This is a genomic window from Butyrivibrio sp. AE3006 (assembly GCF_000424165.1).
In the GTDB taxonomy this organism is placed as follows: Bacteria; Bacillota; Clostridia; order Lachnospirales; family Lachnospiraceae; genus Butyrivibrio.
In genome coordinates this window covers 17,014-36,881 of sequence record NZ_AUJJ01000001.1, presented here as the reverse complement: position 1 = coordinate 36,881, position 19,868 = coordinate 17,014, and the positions used below count along the sequence as shown (strand labels likewise).

Below are 19,868 nucleotides of genomic sequence, written 5' to 3'. Positions count from 1 at the left end.
ATCGACTTTTTTGGAGGCAAATAAATGCAGATTATTATTGTAGGCTGCGGAAACGTAGGCGCAGCGCTGACAGAACAGCTTAGTGGCGAAGGCCATGATGTCACTGTCATCGAACAGAAAAAAGACGTTATTCAAAGCGTTGTAAATAACTTCGACGTAATGGGCATAGTAGGTAACGGTGCCAGTTACATGATCATGAGAGACGCAGGCATTGAGTATGCCGACCTTATGATTGCTGTGACAGGTAATGATGAGCTGAATCTTCTGTGCTGTCTTATTGCAAGAAAAGCAGGTCACTGCAACACCATCGCAAGAGTTAAGAATCCTATCTATAAAAAGGAAATCAGCTTTATTAAAGAAGAGCTTGGTCTTTCTCTTGTTGTTAATCCTGAAGAGCTTGCTGCAAACGAAGCAGCAAAGCTTCTTAAATTCCCTGCTGCTACCAGCATCGAAACCTTTGCAGGCGGCCGCGCAGAAATCGTACACATGACCGTTGCTGAGTCATCACGCATCTGCAACAAATCTCTTAGGGAAATCCAGGGCGAGATAAAGAGTAAAGTCCTTATCGCCGTTGTTCAAAGAGCAGATGAAGTATCAATTCCTAACGGTGATTTTGTACTTAGAGCCAATGATGAGCTTACTATTGTGGGCGCATCAAGAAGTATCGCAGAATTTTTCAGAAAAATCGGTCTTCCTACCACAAGAGTCCACTCGGCCATGATCATAGGCGGTGGTTCTACAGGATATTATCTGGCAGACCAGCTTATATCCTTTGGCATTGATGTAAAGCTCTTTGAGCGAGATCTTGACAGATGCAAGAGGCTTTCAGATCTCCTGCCTCAGGCACTTATCATCAACGCTGACGGAACAGATAAGGATGCTCTTATGGAAGAAGGTCTTGTTGGCACAGAGGCATTTGTTGCCATGACAAGTCTTGATGAAGAAAACATCATGCTTTCCATGTATGTAAAGAGCCAGAACCCCAAGGCAAAGCTTATTACCAAGGTTCACCGCGTCAACTACGGCGAGATCATAGGTTCACTGCAAATCGGAAGTATCATATATCCCAAGAACATCACTGCTCAGAGAATCGTGCAGTATGTCCGCGGAATGAGTAATTCCATGGGCAATAACAGCATCGAGGCACTTTATAAGATGAATGACGGAAGAGTTGAGGCATTAGAGTTCTTCGTTCCAGAGAATTCTCCGGTTATAGGCACTCCTCTTTCAGATATGCACCTTAAAAAGGGCGTGCTTGTATCTCTTATAAACAGAAAGGGTGAGATCATTTCACCTAAGGGCTCAAGCGAAATACAGGCGGAGGATACCGTCATAATAATAACAAGTCAGGTTGGTCTTCTGGACATCGCTGATATTCTGGAGAAATAAAAATGAACTTCAATATGATACGTTTTCTGCTCTTTAGAGTTGTGCAGATTACAGGACTTTTAATGATATTGCCTCTGATAGTTGCATTTATTTACGGAGAATTTTTCTGCGCAGAGGTATTTGCAATAATTATTGCCGCTTGCCTTATTTTCGGCTTTGCGGGAACTTATAAAAAGCCGACCAATCAGGCTATTTATGCCAGAGAAGGCTTTGTGGTCACAGCACTTACATGGATCACCATAAGTCTTATAGGTGCTCTGCCCTTCCAGTTTACGGGCGTTACAAAAAGCTATGTGGATGCTCTTTTTGAGACCATATCCGGTCTTACCACTACAGGATCAACCATTCTCTCAGATGTAGAGATGTACTACAGTGTTCAGTTCTGGAGATGCTTCACACACTGGATCGGCGGTATGGGTGTGCTGGTATTCATCCTTGCGATCATGCCCATGGCAGGCGGCTACAGTATGCACATCATGCGTGCAGAGAGCCCGGGGCCCTCCGTTGGCAAATTTGTTCCCAAGGTAAGAGAGACCGCAAAGATTCTTTATTCAATTTATTTTGGAATTACCATTCTTCAGACCGTTTGCCTTCTTTTTACAGGAATGAATGCATACGAAGCACTGACAGCAACCTTTGCTACAGTTGGTACCGGAGGATTTGGTATTAACAATGCAGGAATTGGCGGTTTTGGCTATGCGTCACAGGTAGTTATCACCATATTTATGATAATTTGTGGTATCAACTTCAGCGTATACTACTACCTGATTACCAAAAGGCCAAAGGAAGCCCTTAACAATGATGAAGTTAAGCTCTATCTGGTGCTTATGTTTGGAGCCGCTTCACTTATTGCGTATATGATCTATAAGCAGGGGGCTACAGCAACTCCTCTTGAGTCATTCCATCATTCATTGTTTACAGTTGCTTCTGTAATGACAACAACAGGTTTTGCGACTCTTGATTTCAACACCTGGCCTCAGCTGGCAAGGACACTTCTTGCATGTCTCATGCTTACAGGTGCCTGCGCAGGTTCAACAGGCGGTGGCTTCAAGCTCTCAAGATTCCTTATCCTGATAAGAGCCATGAAAAATGAGCTGACCTATATCGTTCATCCAAAGTCAGTTAAAAAGGTATATATGGACGGAAATCCCGTTGATCAGTCCGTTGTTAAATCAGTATCTGCATACCTTAGCATGTACGTTGTAATCTTCATTATTTCAACGCTGCTTATCTCTATCGATGAATTCGATTATGAGACGAACTTTACTGCAGTTGCTGCTACTCTTAATAACATAGGTCCCGGTCTTTCAATGGTAGGTCCTACAGGTAACTTTGGTGCCTACTCAGACCTTTCAAAGTTCGTCCTTATGTTTGATATGCTGGCAGGAAGACTTGAGCTTCTCCCGATGCTCATACTCTTCTCTCCTAAGAACTGGACCAAGAGATGATAATAAGTGCTGCTAACGTTAAAACAGCTCTCTTGACAAATAAAGTTCGTTAGCATATACTAACTTCAAATGATAACCATTCTCATTTGAAAGAGGTATAAAATGATAGCAAGTATAGTTATTTTATTGATTGTCGTAGCACTTATTGTGCTGGATATCAGATTTATAATAGGTAAGAAAAAGAAGGGACAATGCATCGGCTGCTCCTCAGGAACATGTAACTGCGGAAGTGCCACTTGTCCATCTAAGAAAGCCTGAATCATAAGAAAGATAAAGGGATATGGCACGTTTGTGTCATATCCCTTTTCTTGTAATTTATTTGGTTTTCTTCAAAAGAATCTCTTTTACCGGTTCTTACGAATCACGTGAATAGACTCTATACTCTGCGCAAATGCTTCTGTAAAGTCATCATCCTCTGCTCTTGAATATACAACAGTAAATACTCTGTTCTGAGACAGAAGGATAAAGGTTTCCTGATGAATCATCTGTGAGCCCTCAGGAGTAAATGAAGATACTATATGATATCCCGGGAAGCCGTCCTTCTGGATATCCTCAAAGTTTTCTATGGTATATCCTATGCCATCACCATAGAGAGCTTCGTAGTTCTCTTTCATGATCTCATCATACATATCCTTAGTAAGCTCATCATAGCGTATGTCCACTTCGCTTGCTGACTCAGATTCTCCTGCTGCCTTCTGAGCATTGGTAAGAACCCTGTCTTCCGGAAGTGTTTTTACTCCATAGGTGATATTGGCAGATTCCAAGGGATAATACTCATTCACATACATTCCGGGAACATCGGTCACCTTGAAGCTTTCAGGAATTACAACCGAGCAATACTGAGCTGCCGGAAGCTCCTTCATATCTGCTTTTGTTTGCATAGGTACTGCGCATATCAAAAAAGCAAATATAAGCGCAAATACCATTCCCTTTTTCTTCATCAAACAAATTCTCCTTAATTCTGATCTGATACTGTTAAAACAGCTATAAACGCCTTTTAAGACCATCAGTCTGCCAGTGACAGATCAAAAACATCAAACCAGTATCTCTCCATGAGATAGCTGCCCTTATTTTCATTTAATATTCCGTAGTTACTCTCCCAGTCTGCCACAATATCCTCCCTGGAATTAAAGCTTCCAAGGAAAATGACGTGCTTACCGTTCTCTATAAGCTGTCTGATATCAGCCGCATCCTCAATAGGAGATACACCCTTTATCATCTTCTCTATAAGAGCTTCTGGCTGTGCTCCATAGAGGTAAACCGGAATCTCTTTACCTGACTGATTAAGATAATACGAAATAAGCCCGTTTACGTGGTCAAAATTGGTGATAATCGCAAGGTCGTCCTCTGCCTTAAGCTCTGTAAAAAGCCTGCCTGTTTCGGCCATATTTACACGTTTATAGAGTTCATTCCCTCTAAAGGCCCAGAAGTCACGAATAATAACCACTGACATAACAATTGCAAATAACGGAACAGCCAAGGTTAAGATGCCGCCAAATGCATTCTTTTTATCGCCATCTGCTTTTGCAGCGCTGTTTTCATCAATAGCAGACTTATCATCTTTTCCTGTCGCCACGGATTTCCTGTCAGAAAACAGCACCATTATGATACCATACCAGAAAGCTCCCATACCGGGCATCATATATCTGTACACAAATACGGGCCTGATAAGGATAGATGCCACAAAACCCGCAATGACAATTCCTGTTATAGGAGCAAACAAGAACCACATGTACACATTCTTACGTCCAAGGAAAACCGCAAGCAGGATCATTACCAGCAACAATCCCACAAAGACATATCCCACCATCACATTGGTAAACGAAGACAAAAGAAGATACTTGGCAATACCGCCAAGGCTTCTCCAGGTAAGGGGCAGTATCCAATAATTCTCTGATACAGTACCTGCCTGTGAGAAAACCACGCTTATCCACGGAAGATAACATATAAAGGTGAGGTTCATTATGATAAATACTATCCCCAGCTGCCATACATTTTTGCGTATTGAATAAACCACCAAAAAGGCATAGACAGACGCTACTGCAATTGCTGCATAGTACTGGGTATAGCACGCCAAAAGGCCGTAAATAAACACAGGAAAAGCCTTTTTAATATCAAGTCCTCTCACCATCCTGCCATTTACATCGCCTGTAATGAAGGGCTTCGTGTGAATGCACATAGCCGTTACAAACAGAATAAGCCAGCTGTACATACGTATCTCAACGGTATATTCCGCCAGATTCGGCATAGCTATCATAGCTGCACTAAACAGTCCTCCTGCCAGCAAACCATGCCTTTTCCTTATACAGGTAATACCATAGATAAAAAGTATCACATAGGGCACTACACAGGATAATTTCGCACTTAAAACCTGTAAATACATCGTGCCAAACTCGCTGCCAAGGCCACCTGTAAAGCCCACAGTCCGGGCTATACGGCTTCCAATCTCAATGGCATAATGCACGATAATATAATACAGCGGCGGGTGTACATCCGCCGCTGTTAAATTAACCATCTCTGGTACAGGTCTTATGGCAAACTCTATGCTAAAAAGCTCGTCATACCATATATCGGGACTAAAGCACAGATAAACCGAAAAAGCTATCATCGCTGCAGAAATAATGTACAGCAGAATGCCTATGGTTTTCTGCGCCGAATCCCATATATTTTTTGAATCGGTACTGTTATCCATTAAAACCTCATCCGTCAGCTGCGCTGACACCTTCTCTTCTTTTGAGGAGAAGGCTTTTATTTTCCTCCCCAGGGGAAGGCTATTTACTCAATGCTGTCAATCAGCTCAAGTGTATGCTCAGCGTTCATCTTCTTGCACATCTCTACGAACTTCTCAAGAGGCACATTCTGAATCTGCTTGTTGGAGCCGCGAACATTGATAGAAACTGTATTCTCAGCAGCTTCCTTATCACCGAGAACGATGATGTACGGATCCTTGTAGTTCTTGAACTTCTTGATCTTCTCCTTCATGTTGTTGTCGGAGTAGTCAGCCTCAACATCAATGCCGTTCTTAAAGAGAAGGTCTGCTACCTTCTTAGCATACTCATTGTGCTCGACACGGATCGGAACAACGCCAACCTGGTAAGGGCTGAGCCAGAAGGGGAACGCACCCTTGAAGTTCTCGATGATGATACCAATGAATCTCTCAAGTGAACCGTAGATGGCTCTGTGGATAACTACAGGCATCTCAAGGCTTCCGTCCTGAGCCTGGTATGTAAGTCCAAAGTTGTGAGGAAGCTGATAGTCAAGCTGTACTGTACCGCACTGCCACTCTCTTCCAAGAGCGTCCTTAATCTGAAGGTCGATCTTAGGACCATAGAAAGCTCCATCGCCTTCGTTGATCTCATAGCCACCTTCGCCATAGGTCTTATCAAGAATGTTCTTAATAGCAGTCTCTGCTCTGTTCCAAACCTCGATATCACCCATGAAATCATCGGGACGTGTTGAGAACTCAGCTCTGTATGTAACGCCGAATGTCTTGTAGATCTCGTCTGCGATAGCGATGATATCTGCGATCTCATCCTGGATCTGTGATTCCATTACGAATGTATGGTCATCATCCTGTCTGAACTCCTGAACACGGAAAAGACCGTTCATCTGTCCTGACTTCTCTTTTCTATGAAGAACATCATACTCGCTGTAGCGGATAGGAAGTTCCTTGTAAGAATGAACTGTTCTCTTGTATGTCATCATGGCATTAGGGCAGTTCATAGGCTTAGCGCCCATTGTATCGATAGCCTCTCTGTTATAAATGACAGAACCTCTCTCGATCTTAACAGGTGCCTTAGGTGCATCCTCATCCATGCTCTCAGCTACATCAGGGATAACAGTATCTGCCTGAACGTTACCTGCGATTCCGGGTACGATGAACATGTTGTTGATGTAGTGAGCCCAGTGACCACTGATAAGCCAAAGCTTCTTGTTGTCGATAAGAGGAGCTGCGATCTCTGTGTAACCATGTCTCTCCTGAATATCTCTTGAGAACTTAAGGAGCTTCTGGTACATTCTCCATCCTCTGGGAAGCCAGTAAGGCATTCCGGGAGCTGTCTCATCAAACATGAAAAGATCAAGCTGAGCACCGATCTTCTTGTGATCACGCTCAAGAGCTTCCTGGATCATCTTAAGGTGAGCCTTAAGCTCATCCTTGGAAGGGAATGCATAGAGATAAATTCTTGTCATGGAATCTCTCTTCTCATCACCTCTCCAGTAAGCACCTGAAACGGCTTTAATCTTATAGGAAACATTCATAAGCTCCTGAGAGTTTTCAACGTGAGGTCCTCTGCAAAGATCGATGAAGTCATCACCTGTGTTGTATGTGGTGATTGTCTCTCCCTCAGGAAGATCCTCGATGAGCTCCTTCTTGAACTTCTGGTCAGCGAAAATTTCTAAAGCTTCTGCCTTAGATACTTCCTTCCTGGTCCAGTCCTCTCTTCTCTTGATGATCTCACGCATCTTATCCTCGATGGTCTTGAAATCATCCTCAGTTACAGCCTTAGGCAAAACAAAATCGTAGTAGCAACCGTCTGCCACCTGCGGACCAATTGCATACTGGGTTTCCTTACCGTAAATCTCGATTACGGCTTTTGCCAGGATGTGTGCCAGTGAATGTCTGTACACTTCTTTAAATTCTTCTTTTGTCATAGTACTCTCCTTCTCCGTACCTACCGGGTACAGTTAATATTTTTAACCCTCATCCGCCCTTCGGGCACCTTCCCCCAAAGGGGTGGAAGGACAAAAAATGAAATAGGATTTCGCTTGCGAAATCCTCGCACGCGAGCGTCGCATGATGTCCGGGGGACATCAGCTCTGCGACGACCGAAGTGGAACGAAGACATTGCGAAGCAATAAACTTCAATTCCGCGAGCTGCGCATCCACACGGAGTGTTTTTTATCTTATAGGAAATCCGTAGGAATTTCCTATAAGATAAAAAACGCCTTCCCCCTCTGGGGGAAGGTGTCCGCATCAGCGGACGGATGAGGGTAATCTCACTTAGAACTTACCCTTACCGTGGCACTTCTTGTACTTCTTACCACTTCCACAAGGGCAGGGATCGTTAGGATAAATCTTGTTCTCCTTACGAACTGTCTGTGAAGCCTTCTGCTCCTTATAAAGTTCTTTCTGTCTCTCTTCGGTGAAAATATCATTCCACTCTTCAAGACCATAAAGCCAGTCAGCACCTGCTGCTACCATGTTCTTGTACAGAAGCTCATTATCAAAATCAAGAGAAACCTCTGTATCCTCATCCATCTCTTCGATGGGGTTCTGCTCCTTAAGTGAATCATTGATTCCATCAAGGAAACCAGTCATAGTCATGATATCGATGCTATATTTCTCAGCAAGCTCCTTAACTGTACCCTTAACTACTTCATCAGGGTTCTTAAGAAGTGTTGCGTATATATCCTTTTCCTTCTGAAAATAATCTGTCCAAAGTTTCTGCAGCTGGGCCTTATCTGCTTTCTCAGAATAAGCCATATCACGCCACTGTTGTAATAATGCCATAATGGTACCTCACTTCCAAATTTAAATCTAAAAAAATATGATTATATTTTCGTCATAATCCTATATATTATAAGTTTTTTTCGCGCCAAAGTAAACTAATATTATATGCTTCGCCTATAACATCAAAAAACCCATCCCGTAGGATGGGTTTTGATTTAATCATTAGTACACTTGCTGATTCTATATATATTAAGAATAAGGCACATTGTATTCTTGATTAAAATGTGGGCCGTAAATTAAAGCTTGTTTACGTTAACGGCCTGAGGTCCTTTTTCACCCTGGATTACGTCGTAATCAACTGCAGCGCCCTCGTCAAGAGACTTGAAGCCCTCCATGTTGAGTCCTGAATAATGTACGAATACATCATTGCCTGCCTCATCAGAAATGAAGCCGTAACCCTTCTGGTTGTTGAACCACTTAACTGTACCCTTGTTCATATCTTACCTCCACAAAAATAAAAAAATAGTTCTGTCCGCCATCAGCTATACTGATTGACGATATGTTGTATTAAAACAACATAATTAGGATATCACAGTGCCTTTTAAAAGTAAAGGAATTATTGAAATATTCACGAAAAAAATCACAATTTGTCAGACGTCTCTATACATCCCTTTACTTTAAGAATTTACTGTGCTAAAATATTCTAGCAGTAAAGTAAATTAACGATATAACATAAACTTTTATCTCTTTGTACTGCTAAAATGTATGGAGGCCAATAATGAATAAGAAAATTCACACCGAGGCTGTAGATCATCTTTTTGATGCTATTTTGTCCCTCGAGAGTAAGGATGAATGCTATAGCTTCTTTGAGGATCTTTGCACAGTTAACGAGCTCATGTCTCTTTCACAAAGATTCGAGGTTGCAGCGATGCTCAGAAAGCATAAGACATATCTTGAAATTGCTGAGAAGACCGGTGCTTCTACCGCCACTATCAGCAGAGTTAACCGTTCACTGAATTACGGCGATGACGGTTACGCGCTTGTATTCAAAAAGCTCCAGGATTGACCTGGAGCTTTTTGAATACAAGCGCAGGAATTTCGCAAGCGAAATCCTATTTTATAGCCACTTTATCTTACTCTTCTTTTCCGCCTAAAGCGCGTTCCTTTGCTGTCTCAGCGGATGTCTTTTCCTGAGTCATTGTGCACTGTCCCTGGAATACTGCATTCTCATCGATAACAAGAACCTTGGCAGAAAGATCGCCAATCAGCTTTCCTGTGTCGCTTATCTCCACCTTACCTGTGGGTGCGCCAACGTTACCCTGAATCTCACCTGCAAGGAAAAGGTTGGTAGCCGTAACTGCTCCTACGATCTTGGCTTCCTGACCTACGATAAGCGAGCCATTTACCGATACATTACCGTTAATGGTTCCGTCAATTCTTGTTCCCTCTTTTGAGGTAAGCGGTCCGTCGATTACAGTACCCTGTGCAATTATTGTAGTGATCTGATCAAGGCCTGCATCAGCAGAATCTGATTTTCCATTACTAAAAAGTGCCATGATGTTTCCTCCTTAGCCGTTTATCTCTATCACATCTTCAGGATCAATAAATTTCCCATTATATTGAATCTGATATCCAATCTTGGTATTGTCTTCACCTATTATCATAAGTGTGGTAGTAGGTGTTACAGCATCTCCTTCATGAACCAGACTGTCTCCTGCATTCCTGTAAATAGAAACATAGCCGTTGCCGTGATCTATTGTGATGCTGTTGCCATATTTTATATCTCCGGCTACAGATGTAACAGTGCCTGAACCTGCAGCTGTTATTGTAGCACCCTGTTCAGCTGTGATAATCAGAATCGGATCTCCGGTCTTAGGTTCTGATGCCTCTTCTCCTTCAGCATTCTCATCACCTTCGTCCTCAGCATCTTCGTCAGTGTTCTCACTGGGCTCCTCTATTTCTGTGGAATTAGGATCATCCAGTGTACTGACCATTGATGCTGTTCCGTTAGAGACAGGAAGAAATGTAGGCATACTCGCCTCTTCTTCAGCGGCTGCTGTCTGAGCCTCAGCTTCTACCTTCCTGTTAAGTGCCATACTTAAGTCTGACACCTCGCTCTCAAGCTCTGACCTCTCTGCCTCGATAGCTTTATTCTCAGCTTCTTTCTCCTCAATTTGGGATAAAAGAATGGCATTCTGCTGTTTTAAGGATGATACTGTAATTGCAGAATGCACCAGGAAGCATATAAGCGCAACGATAATGCCAAATATTGAAAAAGCGATTACCTGCGTCGCAACATGCCCCAAATGGAAGCTTCCACTACTGCCGTCGGAATCACCGGATATTATCATAAAAGTATAATGCCTCTTATGCCGATGTTTCTTAGGCCTGTTGTTTTCACTCATGGCCAATCCCCCTCGAAATCATGTTAACATAATCGGATATTATTTGATTTATTTTGTTAACCTCACAAACAATTATAGTCTATTAGTTACTATTGTTACAATATTTTATTAAAATGTACCGTTACAAGCTGCAATAACAGCATCTAACGAAAGACTTCCGCCAAATATTTCAAGGGCACTTCCAACAGTCACATCAAGCTTTCCTTTACCGTGATTGTAAAGATTCTTAAGGTCTGTAATGTCATGAACACCACCAGCATAGGTAACAGGAATCCTTCCCCAGTCGCCGAGGATATCCGCTATTACTGTCTCAATTCCTGACTGCTTACCCTCTACATCCACAGCATGTACCAGAAATTCGTCGCAATAGGATGAAAGCTCATCAAGAGTCTCCTCGCATACCCGTACCTTGGTTTCTTTCTGCCATCTGTCGGTAACGATATAATACTCGCCGTCTCTTGCCCTGCAGCTAAGATCAAGCACAAGCTTATCTTTTCCTACCGCAGTCACTAGTTTTTTAAGGTTCTCATAATGAATCTGTCCACCCTTAAAAACATAACTTGTGACGATCACGTGACTGGCACCTGCATCAACGAACTCTGCCGCATTATCAGCGGTTATTCCTCCGCCTATCTGCATCGTCCCGCCCGCCTCTGCAAGAGCCTTCTTAGCCTGACTTACAGATGCTTCGTAATAAGGGCTGTCCTTTGCATTAAGAATGATTATATGTCCGCCTGTAAGACTTTTATCTTTATATAAGCGCGCAAAAAAAGCAGCATCTTGTTCGGATACGAAATTCTCATACGCATAGTCTCCCGCATCGGAGAGACTTCCGCCAACGATCTGCTTTACTTTGCCATTATGTATATCTATACAAGGTCTGAATCTCATACGATCAACCTATAACATCAGCCATGTCATATTTTCCGGCAGGCTTACCTGCAAGGAATCTTGCTGCTTCAAGGGCGCCCTTTGCAAAAACGCTTCTTGAATAAGCTCTGTGAGATAAAGTGATAACCTCATCAGTGCCTGCAAAGATAACATCATGATCCCCGACGATAGTACCGCCGCGGACAGCTGATATACCGATCTCCTTCTTGGGTCTCTTTTCTCTTCTGCCGCTTCTGTCATAGACATATTCGAACTCTTCGGGAAGAGCCTCTTTAATACTGTCTGCAAGAGCAATAGCTGTTCCACTGGGAGCATCAAGCTTCTGATTGTGGTGCTTCTCAACAATCTCAATATCAAAGCCTGCAGCTGAAAGTACAGGTGAAATCTCAGAAAGAACCTTCATCAGCATGTTAATGCCAACTGACATATTGGCAGACTTAAGAACAGCTACCTCCTTGGATGCACTATCCACATGAGCAAGCTGCTCCTCAGAAAGACCTGTAGTACAAAGCACTACCGGAATATTCTTTTTGGCGCATACGTCAAGGAGATTGTCCACTGCTGATGCGGTGGAAAAATCTATAACAACATCTGCGTCAATATCACATTTTTCGATTGAATCAAAAACCTGGAAACTGTAGGTGTTCTCGCCAAAAGCATCCACTCCTGCAACAATCTCAAGATCCTCATAAGCTGCAGCCAAATCAACTATTACATGTCCCATACGGCCATTGCAGCCGTGCATTATTGCTCTTACCACAACTTACCTCCCAAGAAATTTATTAAGCTCTGCCTCAAGTACTTTGCGATTAGCCTCCGTGATAGTAGTAAGAGGAAGGCGAAGCGGTCCTGCTGCAAAACCAATCATCTCGAGAGCCGCCTTAACAGGGATAGGATTAACCTCTGAGAAAAGCGCATCAACAAGAGGAAGTGCCTTGAGCTGTATCTCACATGCTCCTGCAAAATCTCCCTCTAATGCCTTCATACACATATCATGTGTCTGTCTGGGTGCTACATTTGATAAAACTGAAATTACACCGATACCGCCAAGTGACATGATCGGAACAACAAGTCCGTCTTCACCTGAATACAGATCAATGCATCCCTCTGCAAGCTGCATCATCTTAGCAGTCTGAGCAAGGTTGCCTGTAGCATCCTTGATACCAACGATATTATCAACATCCTTACACATTCGAACAGCTGTCTCGGGCTGAATATTCACGCCTGTTCTGCTGGGAACATTATAGAGGATAACAGGAATATCGATTGCCTTAGCTACTGCTGTGAAATGCTCGATAAGTCCGTCCTGTGTAGCCTTGTTGTAGTAAGGAGTAACTGACAAAACAGCGTCAGCCCCATGCTTTGCGGCATCTTCCGAAAGCTCTACTGCAGTCTGAGTGCAGTTAGAACCTGCGCCTGCGATAACCGGAACTCTTTTATTTACGTGATCTATGCAGTATCTTACTACTTCCTTATGCTCCTCTTCTGTCATGGTAGCACTCTCGCCTGTAGTACCGCATACTATGATGGCATCTGTTCCATTGTCGATCTGAAAATCGATGAGTCTTGCGAACTCGTCATAATTAACAGATCCATCCCCATTAAAAGGTGTCGCTATCGCAACACCGGCTCCCTTAAATACAGCCATAATATCTCCCTTTACTTCATTCCCTCCCAGAATCTTTCTCTTTCTGTGAAAGCAATGGTATTGTCCTCGGAAATCTCAGCCTTAGGCTTTTTCTCAACCTTGCCTGATTTTTCCAGATTAAGTTCTTCTTCTGAAGAAATACCTTTTTCTTTGTGTGCTCCAAAAAGTTCATCAATAACTGTCATAAAAATTACCCCCTATTAATTGGCTTACTCCAGCCATAATATAAACTAGTTAAGTACTTTTTAGCATTTCTTCTTTATTAAGTTGTCAACTTTATTATAACAAATACTAAGTCCGCGGAGTAGATTTGGCAAGAAAAATCTGAAAAATCTCCCTCTCGCGGACATTTGTTTTAGCGGTATTAATTTACATCAATTATACTATTGATTCATTTTAAGAATAAAAAAAACAAACGATTTCAATTGTCATCAAGGAACTTCATGCCGTCATTACCTTTCTTGATGACTATCTCTGTAGCAATACCTTTGACATTCTGTTTTCTGGTCATCTTAAGACATCTGGGGCAGAGCTTACCGATCGCAGTAGGTGTTCCGCAAATCTCACAGTAATTGCCCATGATAACATCCCTCATGGAGTTATCGTCCTTGTACTGAATGCGTCCCTGCTTTATCCAATCGTTTACCTTGCTCAGCGGAATGTTGAATTTCTTGGCAACATCATAATCCTTGACATCATCATTCTCACGAATGTAGTCCTTAACCTTGTAAAACAGCTCCTGATCGGTACACATAGGGCACAAATCCGTCTTATTCTCACGAAAAAGACGCCTGCCGCACTGCATGCAGACTCTTGTGTCATTCAAAGATCTGTTTATCATCTCTGAATTCAGGTAATTATTTAATTTCTGAAGGTCTTTATTATTTGCATCCATAATAATATTTTAAATCATTTATATCAAAAAATAAATATTGTCAGTTTGTCAAAAGACCGCCTGCATGCCTGTGCAGACGGTCCCCAAATGTTAATTTTATCGCTTCATTTTCAGAAGCAGAAATCCTCCGAATAAAGATTATTTCTTGTTCTTCGCAGCAAAGCCTGCTCTCTTACGAAGAGTAGGATCAAGAATCTTCTTGCGGATACGAAGTGTAAGAGGTGTTACCTCCAAAAGCTCATCTGTATCAATAAAATCGATACTCTGCTCAAGGGACATGATCCTCGGAGGAACAAGCCTTAATGCCTCATCAGAAGAAGATGTTCTTGTATTGGTGAGGTGCTTGGTCTTGCAGACATTAACCTCGATATCCTCTGATTTTCCTGAAGAACCGATTACCATACCGGAATAAACCTTATCTCCGGGGCTGATAAAGAGCTGTCCACGCTCCTGTGCATTGAAAAGTCCGTATGTTACGGCTTCACCTGACTCGAAAGCGATAAGAGAACCCTGCTTACGATAGGAGATATCTCCCTTATAAGGTGCATATCCATCAAAAATTGTATTCATGATACCGTTACCCTTGGTATCTGTCATGAACTCGCCTCTGTAACCGATGAGTCCTCTTGAAGGGATAAGAAACTCAAGGCGTGTATAACCGCCGTTGGCAAGTCCCATATTGATCATCTCGCCTTTTCTCTCACCGAGTTTCTGGATAACACTTCCTGAGAATTCTTCAGGCACATCGATGTAGCACTTCTCCATGGGTTCAAGTCTCTTGCCGTTCTCATCAGTCTTGTAGATAACCTCAGCCTTACTTACAGCAAACTCATAGCCCTCACGACGCATGGTCTCAATAAGAACTGAAAGGTGAAGCTCACCACGTCCTGAAACCTTGAAGGTCTCTGTTGTCTCTGTATCCTCCACTCTAAGTGAAACGTCAGTGTTAAGTTCCTTGTAAAGACGATCGCGAAGGTGTCTTGATGTTACATACTTACCTTCCTGGCCTGCAAGAGGTGAATCATTTACTATAAAGTTCATTGAAATTGTGGGCTCAGATATCTTCTGGAAAGGAATAGCATTCTGCTCATCTACTGCGCAAAGCGTATCACCGATCTTGATATCATCAATACCGGAAACTGCAACGATAGCACCGATTCCGGCCTCCTGAACCTCAACCTTGCCAAGTCCTTCAAACTCATAGAGCTTGCTTACCTTAGTCTTGATGCATCTGTCAGGCTCATGGTGGTTAACGATAACAACCTCCTGATTAACCTTAAGTCTGCCGTTATCAATCTTACCAACACCGATACGACCAACGTATTCGTTGTAATCGATAGTACTGATAAGCATCTGTGTACCTGCATCGGGATCGCCCACAGGAGCAGGAATGTAATTGATAATTGTATCAAGAAGAGGCTTAAGATCACTTCCGGGCTCATCAAGAGACATGGATGATGTTCCTGCCTTGGCTGATGCAAATACGAAAGGACAGTCAAGCTGCTTATCATCTGCACCAAGATCAAGAAGAAGCTCAAGTACCTCATCTATAACTTCGTTTGGACGGGCTTCGGGTCTGTCGATCTTGTTGATACATACGATAACGGGAAGTCCAAGCTCCATAGCCTTACCAAGAACGAATTTGGTCTGAGGCATCGCACCTTCAAAAGCATCAACGACAAGAATAACGCCGTTAACCATCTTAAGTACACGCTCTACCTCGCCGCCAAAATCAGCATGGCCGGGAGTATCTATAATATTGATCTTAATATCTTTATATGTAATAGCTGTATTCTTGGACATGATCGTGATTCCACGCTCACGCTCGATATCACCTGAGTCCATGACTCTCTCTACGACGTCCTGACCCTCACGAAAAACACCACTCTGGCGAAGAAGACCGTCTACAAGTGTGGTCTTACCATGGTCAACGTGAGCTATGATCGCTACATTTCTGACATCGTTTCTAGTCTGTTTCATTGTATTCCTCCGTTAAATATTAACCTATCTTCAAAACTCACAAAGTATAGCACATGATTTTTCCATATTCAAGAAAATAAAAGAAAAGAAAGTATTAATAAAGAAGAAAAAGGCTCATCCGCACTTAGAACGGATAATAGCCTTCTTCTGTCTTTTCTATATTAATTTTGCCCTCGGTTTTCTGAGTGAGCCCGTCGGTTATGCGCTGCGAATCCTCACCTCGTACCACGATATCGTACTCCACCTTGTCGGTATAGGTCTCATTCATGAGAGGAATCTCTTCCTGCCTTAAGTAATACTGAATGTTGTTAACAAGATTGTAGTCGGCAGTAAGATGGAATTTACTTCCATATATCATCTCACCGATAGAAGATGCCGCCAGTCCTGCCTGAGCTGCCTGTGTGTAAGCTCTTACAAGGCCTCCTGTTCCAAGAAGCACTCCTCCAAAATAACGGGTTACTACTATTAAAATATTGGTAACTCCTGCGCCTTTTATCACTTCAAGGATCGGTTTCCCGGCAGTCCCTGAAGGCTCTCCGTTATCAGAGCACCTTGATATTCCTGAATCTGCGCCAATCACAAAGGCATAGCAATTATGCCTCGCATCCCAGTATTTTTTCTGAAGCTCAGCGATTTTGGCTTCTGCTTCTTCCGTTGAATTCACAGAAAAAACAGACCCGATAAATCGTGATTTTTTCTCTACTATTTCGCCTGTGCCCTCAGCTGTAACGACACGGTAACTTGCTTTGTTTTCCATCGTATTTCCTATTCTTTGATAGTCTAAGTCTAATCTGTTATAATAGTGTGATATTATGGATTGAATATGTCAATCACTAACATCATATATGATTTTAGCAAAAAGTAATAGACTAGCGGAGGATAATATGAATTTTGGCAGAAAGGGTATCCGAGACCAGCAACAGGAGCTCCTCTCAGCTACCACTAAATGGGGGAAAAAGATATCTCTCATTTCATTAGAATTAATGCTTATAGCCTTTATAGGACTTGGTGTAATTGGAGTCGCAGCAGGCATTGGCGTATTTCGAGGCATCATTGATACTGCCCCGGAGATAGGGAATATCAGCGTTACGCCTACAGGCTACTCCACCTTTGTATACGATACCGAAGGTAATCAGACTGCAAAGCTCGTTTCAACAGACTCAAACCGTATCCCTGTATCCTGGGACATGATTCCGGAGAATCTGCAGCATGCATTTGTCGCAATCGAGGATGAGCGCTTCTATAAGCACAACGGTATTGATATCCAGGGTATCATCCGTGCAGCTTTTGTAGGACTCACAAGCCGCGATCTCTCACAGGGTGCAAGTACAATCACCCAGCAGCTTTTAAAGAACAACGTCTTTACAGGATGGACAAGCGAAAGCTCAGACATCGCCAAGATAAAGCGTAAGATTCAGGAGCAGTACCTGGCGATTCAGCTTGAAAAGACCATGAGCAAGGAGGATATCCTCCTTAACTATATGAACACCATCAACCTTGGAAGTAACACTCTTGGTGTTCAGGCAGCATCTCTTAGATATTTTAATAAGTCTGTTGCAAATCTGTCGCTTTCCGAATGTGCCGTTATCGCAGGTATCACTCAGAACCCCAGCAGATATAACCCCATCACACATCCTGACAACAATGCTCAGAGACGTGATAAGGTTCTGAACAACATGCTTAAGCAAGGTTACATCACCCAGGGCGAATATGATGAAGCCATGGCAGATGATGTTTACGCAAGAATCCAGGTGGTTGATGAGGAGACTTCAGATGACAGCGTCAACTCATACTTCGTTGATGCACTTACCAATCAGCTCATCGACGACCTTATAAATGCAGGTTATAACGAGACTCAGGCTTACACCCTCTTGTACAGTGGTGGTCTTAAGATCTACTCAACACAGGATCCTGCTATTCAGGCCATCTGTGACAGCGAGCTCAGTAATCCCGACAACTACCCTGAGAACACAAAGTATCTGCTTGACTATGCTCTGACAGTTTCCGATTCAGAGGGCAACAAGACCAACTACAGCTCAGAGATGATGAAGAGCCATTTCCAGCAGGAAAATCAGAGCTTTAATCTTCTTTTCAGTTCAGAAGAGGATGCTCAGGCTAAAATCGATGAGTACAAGGCTGCTGTTGTAGGACCTAATGATAAGGTGGATGGCGAAAGCATCAACCTTACACCTCAGCCTCAGGTTTCACTTACTATTGAAGATCACGCCACAGGTTATGTGGTGGCTATGGTAGGCGGACGCGGAGCTAAAACAGCTTCCAGAACCCTTAACAGAGCAACGGACACTGTTCGTCAGCCCGGATCAACCTTCAAGGTTCTGTCTGCTTATGCACCTGCTCTTGACAGTGCAGGCTTTACACTGGCAACAGTTTTAAACGATGCACCTTTTAACTATCAGGGCGGACGCCCGGTACGTAACTGGTATGGTGAGGCTTACAGAGGACTTACCACAGTCAGAACAGCTATAAAGGATTCCATGAACATCATAGCTGTTAAGACCATAACCCTCATAACACCGCAGCTTGCATTTGATTATCTTAAGAATTTCGGCTTTACAACAATTGTTGAAAGCGAAGAGATAGGCGGAAAGATTTATTCAGATATCCAGGCGACCACCGCTCTTGGCGGACTCACACACGGTGTTACCAACCTTGAGCTGAATGCTGCTTATGCGGCAATAGCTAACGGTGGTGTTTATGTAAAGCCCAAGCTTTATACCAAGGTTGTCGATCACGATGGCAATACCATCCTTGATAACACACAGATAGATTCCACAAGAATCCTTAAGGACTCAACAGCATATCTTCTTACCAGTGCAATGACAGATGTTGTCACAAGCGGTACAGGTACAGCTGTTAACTTCGGAACTACCGCCATCGCAGGCAAGACCGGAACAACCTCTGATGAGAATGACGTTTGGTTTGCAGGCTTTACCAATTACTACACAGCTACAACCTGGGCAGGCTACGACAACAACGTGGACATGAACAAGGAAGAAGCAAGACTTGCCAAGACGTTGTGGAGAGCAGTTATGGAGAAGGTTCACGCAGATCTTCCTGCTGCTACTTTTGAAAAGCCTGACTCTGTAATAACAGCTACTGTATGTTCAAGATCAGGAAAAGCACCTATTGCAGGTCTTTGTGACGGCGCTCTTATGTCAGAGTATTTCGAAGAAGGAACCGTTCCCACAGACAGCTGTGATGTGCACTATGCAGGAACTATATGTCAGTTTGATAATGTACCAGCTACAGATACATGTCCATTCAAGATGAGCGGTATATTTGAACTCACCCCTGCTGAACCGGCAGCACTGCAGGCTCAGTCCGGTGCCACTGCATCAGAAACACAGTACACGACAGAGCTTGATGAAAACGGCAATCCTGTAACAAGACCTATTGTTACATGTCATCATACAGCTGAGTTTATGGCTCAGCCCACAATAACGGAGATCCTCGCACAGGAACAGGCACAACTCGCAGAGCGCGGAATTCAGGCAACGCCTCAGCCCACAGATCCAAACGCAGCTCCTGCTGCGGATCCTAATGCGGCTCCCGCAGCTGACCCTAATGCAGCCCCTGCTGCGGACCCGGCAGCTGCAGCACAGCCTGCAGATCCCGTCCAGCAAAACGCTGAAGCAGCCATGGCTGAAGGCGCTGCCAACGCTGAGCAGCAGATAGGTGAAGCCAGGGATGAGCTTGGTCTTGAAGAAGAGGAAGAGGACGACGAGTAAATCATAAGGAT

General features: G+C 43.3%; 19 protein-coding genes. 5 read left to right on the top strand and 14 right to left on the bottom strand.

What is annotated here, in order from left to right:
* Positions 1–24: 24 nt before the first annotated feature.
* The 3 genes from trkA (at position 25) to G603_RS22170 (ending at position 3,095) form a co-directional block, all read left to right on the top strand.
* Positions 25–1,389: a Trk system potassium transporter TrkA gene (gene trkA / locus G603_RS0100150; protein ID WP_026525645.1), complete on the top strand. Its 1,365-nt coding sequence runs from the start codon at positions 25–27 to the stop codon at positions 1,387–1,389.
* A 2-nt stretch (positions 1,390–1,391) separates the two neighbouring features.
* The gene (locus tag G603_RS0100145) at positions 1,392–2,837 is read left to right on the top strand and encodes a TrkH family potassium uptake protein (RefSeq protein ID WP_026525646.1); all 1,446 of its coding nucleotides are present in this window, start codon (positions 1,392–1,394) and stop codon (positions 2,835–2,837) included.
* A 102-nt stretch (positions 2,838–2,939) separates the two neighbouring features.
* Positions 2,940–3,095, top strand: coding sequence for a FeoB-associated Cys-rich membrane protein (locus tag G603_RS22170; RefSeq protein WP_155831054.1), 156 nt, complete (start codon positions 2,940–2,942; stop codon positions 3,093–3,095).
* A gap of 86 nt (positions 3,096–3,181) precedes the next feature.
* Here the strand turns inward: G603_RS22170 and G603_RS0100135 are convergent, their stop codons facing one another.
* From G603_RS0100135 to G603_RS0100115, 5 genes are all read right to left on the bottom strand, one after another.
* Complete coding sequence (locus tag G603_RS0100135) at positions 3,182–3,781, bottom strand: hypothetical protein (protein ID WP_155832593.1); 600 nt, start codon at positions 3,779–3,781, stop codon at positions 3,182–3,184.
* 62 nt (positions 3,782–3,843) lie between these two features.
* Positions 3,844–5,529: a glycosyltransferase family 39 protein gene (locus G603_RS0100130; protein ID WP_026668921.1), complete on the bottom strand. Its 1,686-nt coding sequence runs from the start codon at positions 5,527–5,529 to the stop codon at positions 3,844–3,846.
* Between the two features lie 83 nt (positions 5,530–5,612).
* Positions 5,613–7,490 (bottom strand): threonine--tRNA ligase, encoded by a 1,878-nt coding sequence (locus G603_RS0100125; protein ID WP_026668920.1) that lies wholly within the window; start codon positions 7,488–7,490, stop codon positions 5,613–5,615.
* Between the two features lie 349 nt (positions 7,491–7,839).
* Positions 7,840–8,349 (bottom strand): SEC-C metal-binding domain-containing protein, encoded by a 510-nt coding sequence (locus G603_RS0100120; RefSeq protein ID WP_026495156.1) that lies wholly within the window; start codon positions 8,347–8,349, stop codon positions 7,840–7,842.
* A gap of 236 nt (positions 8,350–8,585) precedes the next feature.
* Entirely contained in the window at positions 8,586–8,786 is a 201-nt protein-coding gene (locus G603_RS0100115; RefSeq protein ID WP_022761586.1) for a cold-shock protein, read from the bottom strand.
* Between the two features lie 281 nt (positions 8,787–9,067).
* Between G603_RS0100115 and G603_RS0100110 the strand changes: the two genes are divergently transcribed.
* On the top strand, positions 9,068–9,355 hold the full coding sequence (locus G603_RS0100110) for a YerC/YecD family TrpR-related protein (protein ID WP_026495157.1): 288 nt from the start codon (positions 9,068–9,070) through the stop codon (positions 9,353–9,355).
* Between the two features lie 67 nt (positions 9,356–9,422).
* Here G603_RS0100110 and G603_RS18635 read toward each other — a convergent pair whose 3' ends face one another.
* The 9 genes from G603_RS18635 to G603_RS0100065 all read right to left on the bottom strand — a co-directional run bounded on the left by G603_RS18635 (position 9,423) and on the right by G603_RS0100065 (position 16,865).
* Positions 9,423–9,845 (bottom strand): bactofilin family protein, encoded by a 423-nt coding sequence (locus G603_RS18635; protein ID WP_051198073.1) that lies wholly within the window; start codon positions 9,843–9,845, stop codon positions 9,423–9,425.
* 12 nt (positions 9,846–9,857) lie between these two features.
* Entirely contained in the window at positions 9,858–10,694 is an 837-nt protein-coding gene (locus G603_RS0100100; RefSeq protein WP_026525651.1) for a peptidoglycan DD-metalloendopeptidase family protein, read from the bottom strand.
* 108 nt (positions 10,695–10,802) lie between these two features.
* Complete coding sequence (gene hisA / locus G603_RS0100095; RefSeq protein WP_026668918.1) at positions 10,803–11,585, bottom strand: phosphoribosylformimino-5-aminoimidazole carboxamide ribotide isomerase; 783 nt, start codon at positions 11,583–11,585, stop codon at positions 10,803–10,805.
* Positions 11,586–11,589: 4 nt separating this feature from the next.
* Positions 11,590–12,345, bottom strand: a complete 756-nt coding sequence (gene dapB / locus G603_RS0100090) for a 4-hydroxy-tetrahydrodipicolinate reductase (protein ID WP_026668917.1) — start codon at positions 12,343–12,345, stop codon at positions 11,590–11,592.
* 3 nt (positions 12,346–12,348) lie between these two features.
* Positions 12,349–13,233: a 4-hydroxy-tetrahydrodipicolinate synthase gene (gene dapA / locus G603_RS0100085; protein WP_026668916.1), complete on the bottom strand. Its 885-nt coding sequence runs from the start codon at positions 13,231–13,233 to the stop codon at positions 12,349–12,351.
* A gap of 11 nt (positions 13,234–13,244) precedes the next feature.
* Positions 13,245–13,418: a hypothetical protein gene (locus G603_RS22165; RefSeq protein WP_155831055.1), complete on the bottom strand. Its 174-nt coding sequence runs from the start codon at positions 13,416–13,418 to the stop codon at positions 13,245–13,247.
* A gap of 236 nt (positions 13,419–13,654) precedes the next feature.
* Complete coding sequence (locus tag G603_RS18630) at positions 13,655–14,128, bottom strand: hypothetical protein (RefSeq protein WP_051198074.1); 474 nt, start codon at positions 14,126–14,128, stop codon at positions 13,655–13,657.
* 138 nt (positions 14,129–14,266) lie between these two features.
* The gene (gene typA / locus G603_RS0100070) at positions 14,267–16,108 is read right to left on the bottom strand and encodes a translational GTPase TypA (RefSeq protein WP_026668915.1); all 1,842 of its coding nucleotides are present in this window, start codon (positions 16,106–16,108) and stop codon (positions 14,267–14,269) included.
* A gap of 124 nt (positions 16,109–16,232) precedes the next feature.
* Positions 16,233–16,865 carry a YigZ family protein gene (locus G603_RS0100065; protein WP_026525656.1) on the bottom strand — a complete coding sequence of 211 codons (633 nt, stop codon included), beginning with the start codon at positions 16,863–16,865 and terminating at the stop codon, positions 16,233–16,235.
* 127 nt (positions 16,866–16,992) lie between these two features.
* On the opposite strand from G603_RS0100065, the gene G603_RS18625 reads away from it, so the two are divergent.
* Positions 16,993–19,857 (top strand): transglycosylase domain-containing protein, encoded by a 2,865-nt coding sequence (locus G603_RS18625; protein WP_081669761.1) that lies wholly within the window; start codon positions 16,993–16,995, stop codon positions 19,855–19,857.
* Positions 19,858–19,868 lie beyond the last annotated feature (11 nt).

Coding starts and splice junctions, on each gene's coding strand:
- trkA (WP_026525645.1), top strand. CDS start 25: ATGCAGATTATTATTGTAGGCTGCGGAAACGTAGGCGCAGCGCTGACA.
- G603_RS0100145 (WP_026525646.1), top strand. CDS start 1,392: ATGAACTTCAATATGATACGTTTTCTGCTCTTTAGAGTTGTGCAGATT.
- G603_RS22170 (WP_155831054.1), top strand. CDS start 2,940: ATGATAGCAAGTATAGTTATTTTATTGATTGTCGTAGCACTTATTGTG.
- G603_RS0100130 (WP_026668921.1), bottom strand. CDS start 5,529: ATGGATAACAGTACCGATTCAAAAAATATATGGGATTCGGCGCAGAAA.
- G603_RS0100125 (WP_026668920.1), bottom strand. CDS start 7,490: ATGACAAAAGAAGAATTTAAAGAAGTGTACAGACATTCACTGGCACAC.
- G603_RS0100120 (WP_026495156.1), bottom strand. CDS start 8,349: ATGGCATTATTACAACAGTGGCGTGATATGGCTTATTCTGAGAAAGCA.
- G603_RS0100115 (WP_022761586.1), bottom strand. CDS start 8,786: ATGAACAAGGGTACAGTTAAGTGGTTCAACAACCAGAAGGGTTACGGC.
- G603_RS0100110 (WP_026495157.1), top strand. CDS start 9,068: ATGAATAAGAAAATTCACACCGAGGCTGTAGATCATCTTTTTGATGCT.
- G603_RS18635 (WP_051198073.1), bottom strand. CDS start 9,845: ATGGCACTTTTTAGTAATGGAAAATCAGATTCTGCTGATGCAGGCCTT.
- G603_RS0100100 (WP_026525651.1), bottom strand. CDS start 10,694: ATGAGTGAAAACAACAGGCCTAAGAAACATCGGCATAAGAGGCATTAT.
- hisA (WP_026668918.1), bottom strand. CDS start 11,585: ATGAGATTCAGACCTTGTATAGATATACATAATGGCAAAGTAAAGCAG.
- dapA (WP_026668916.1), bottom strand. CDS start 13,233: ATGGCTGTATTTAAGGGAGCCGGTGTTGCGATAGCGACACCTTTTAAT.
- G603_RS22165 (WP_155831055.1), bottom strand. CDS start 13,418: ATGACAGTTATTGATGAACTTTTTGGAGCACACAAAGAAAAAGGTATT.
- G603_RS18630 (WP_051198074.1), bottom strand. CDS start 14,128: ATGGATGCAAATAATAAAGACCTTCAGAAATTAAATAATTACCTGAAT.
- typA (WP_026668915.1), bottom strand. CDS start 16,108: ATGAAACAGACTAGAAACGATGTCAGAAATGTAGCGATCATAGCTCAC.
- G603_RS0100065 (WP_026525656.1), bottom strand. CDS start 16,865: ATGGAAAACAAAGCAAGTTACCGTGTCGTTACAGCTGAGGGCACAGGC.
- G603_RS18625 (WP_081669761.1), top strand. CDS start 16,993: ATGAATTTTGGCAGAAAGGGTATCCGAGACCAGCAACAGGAGCTCCTC.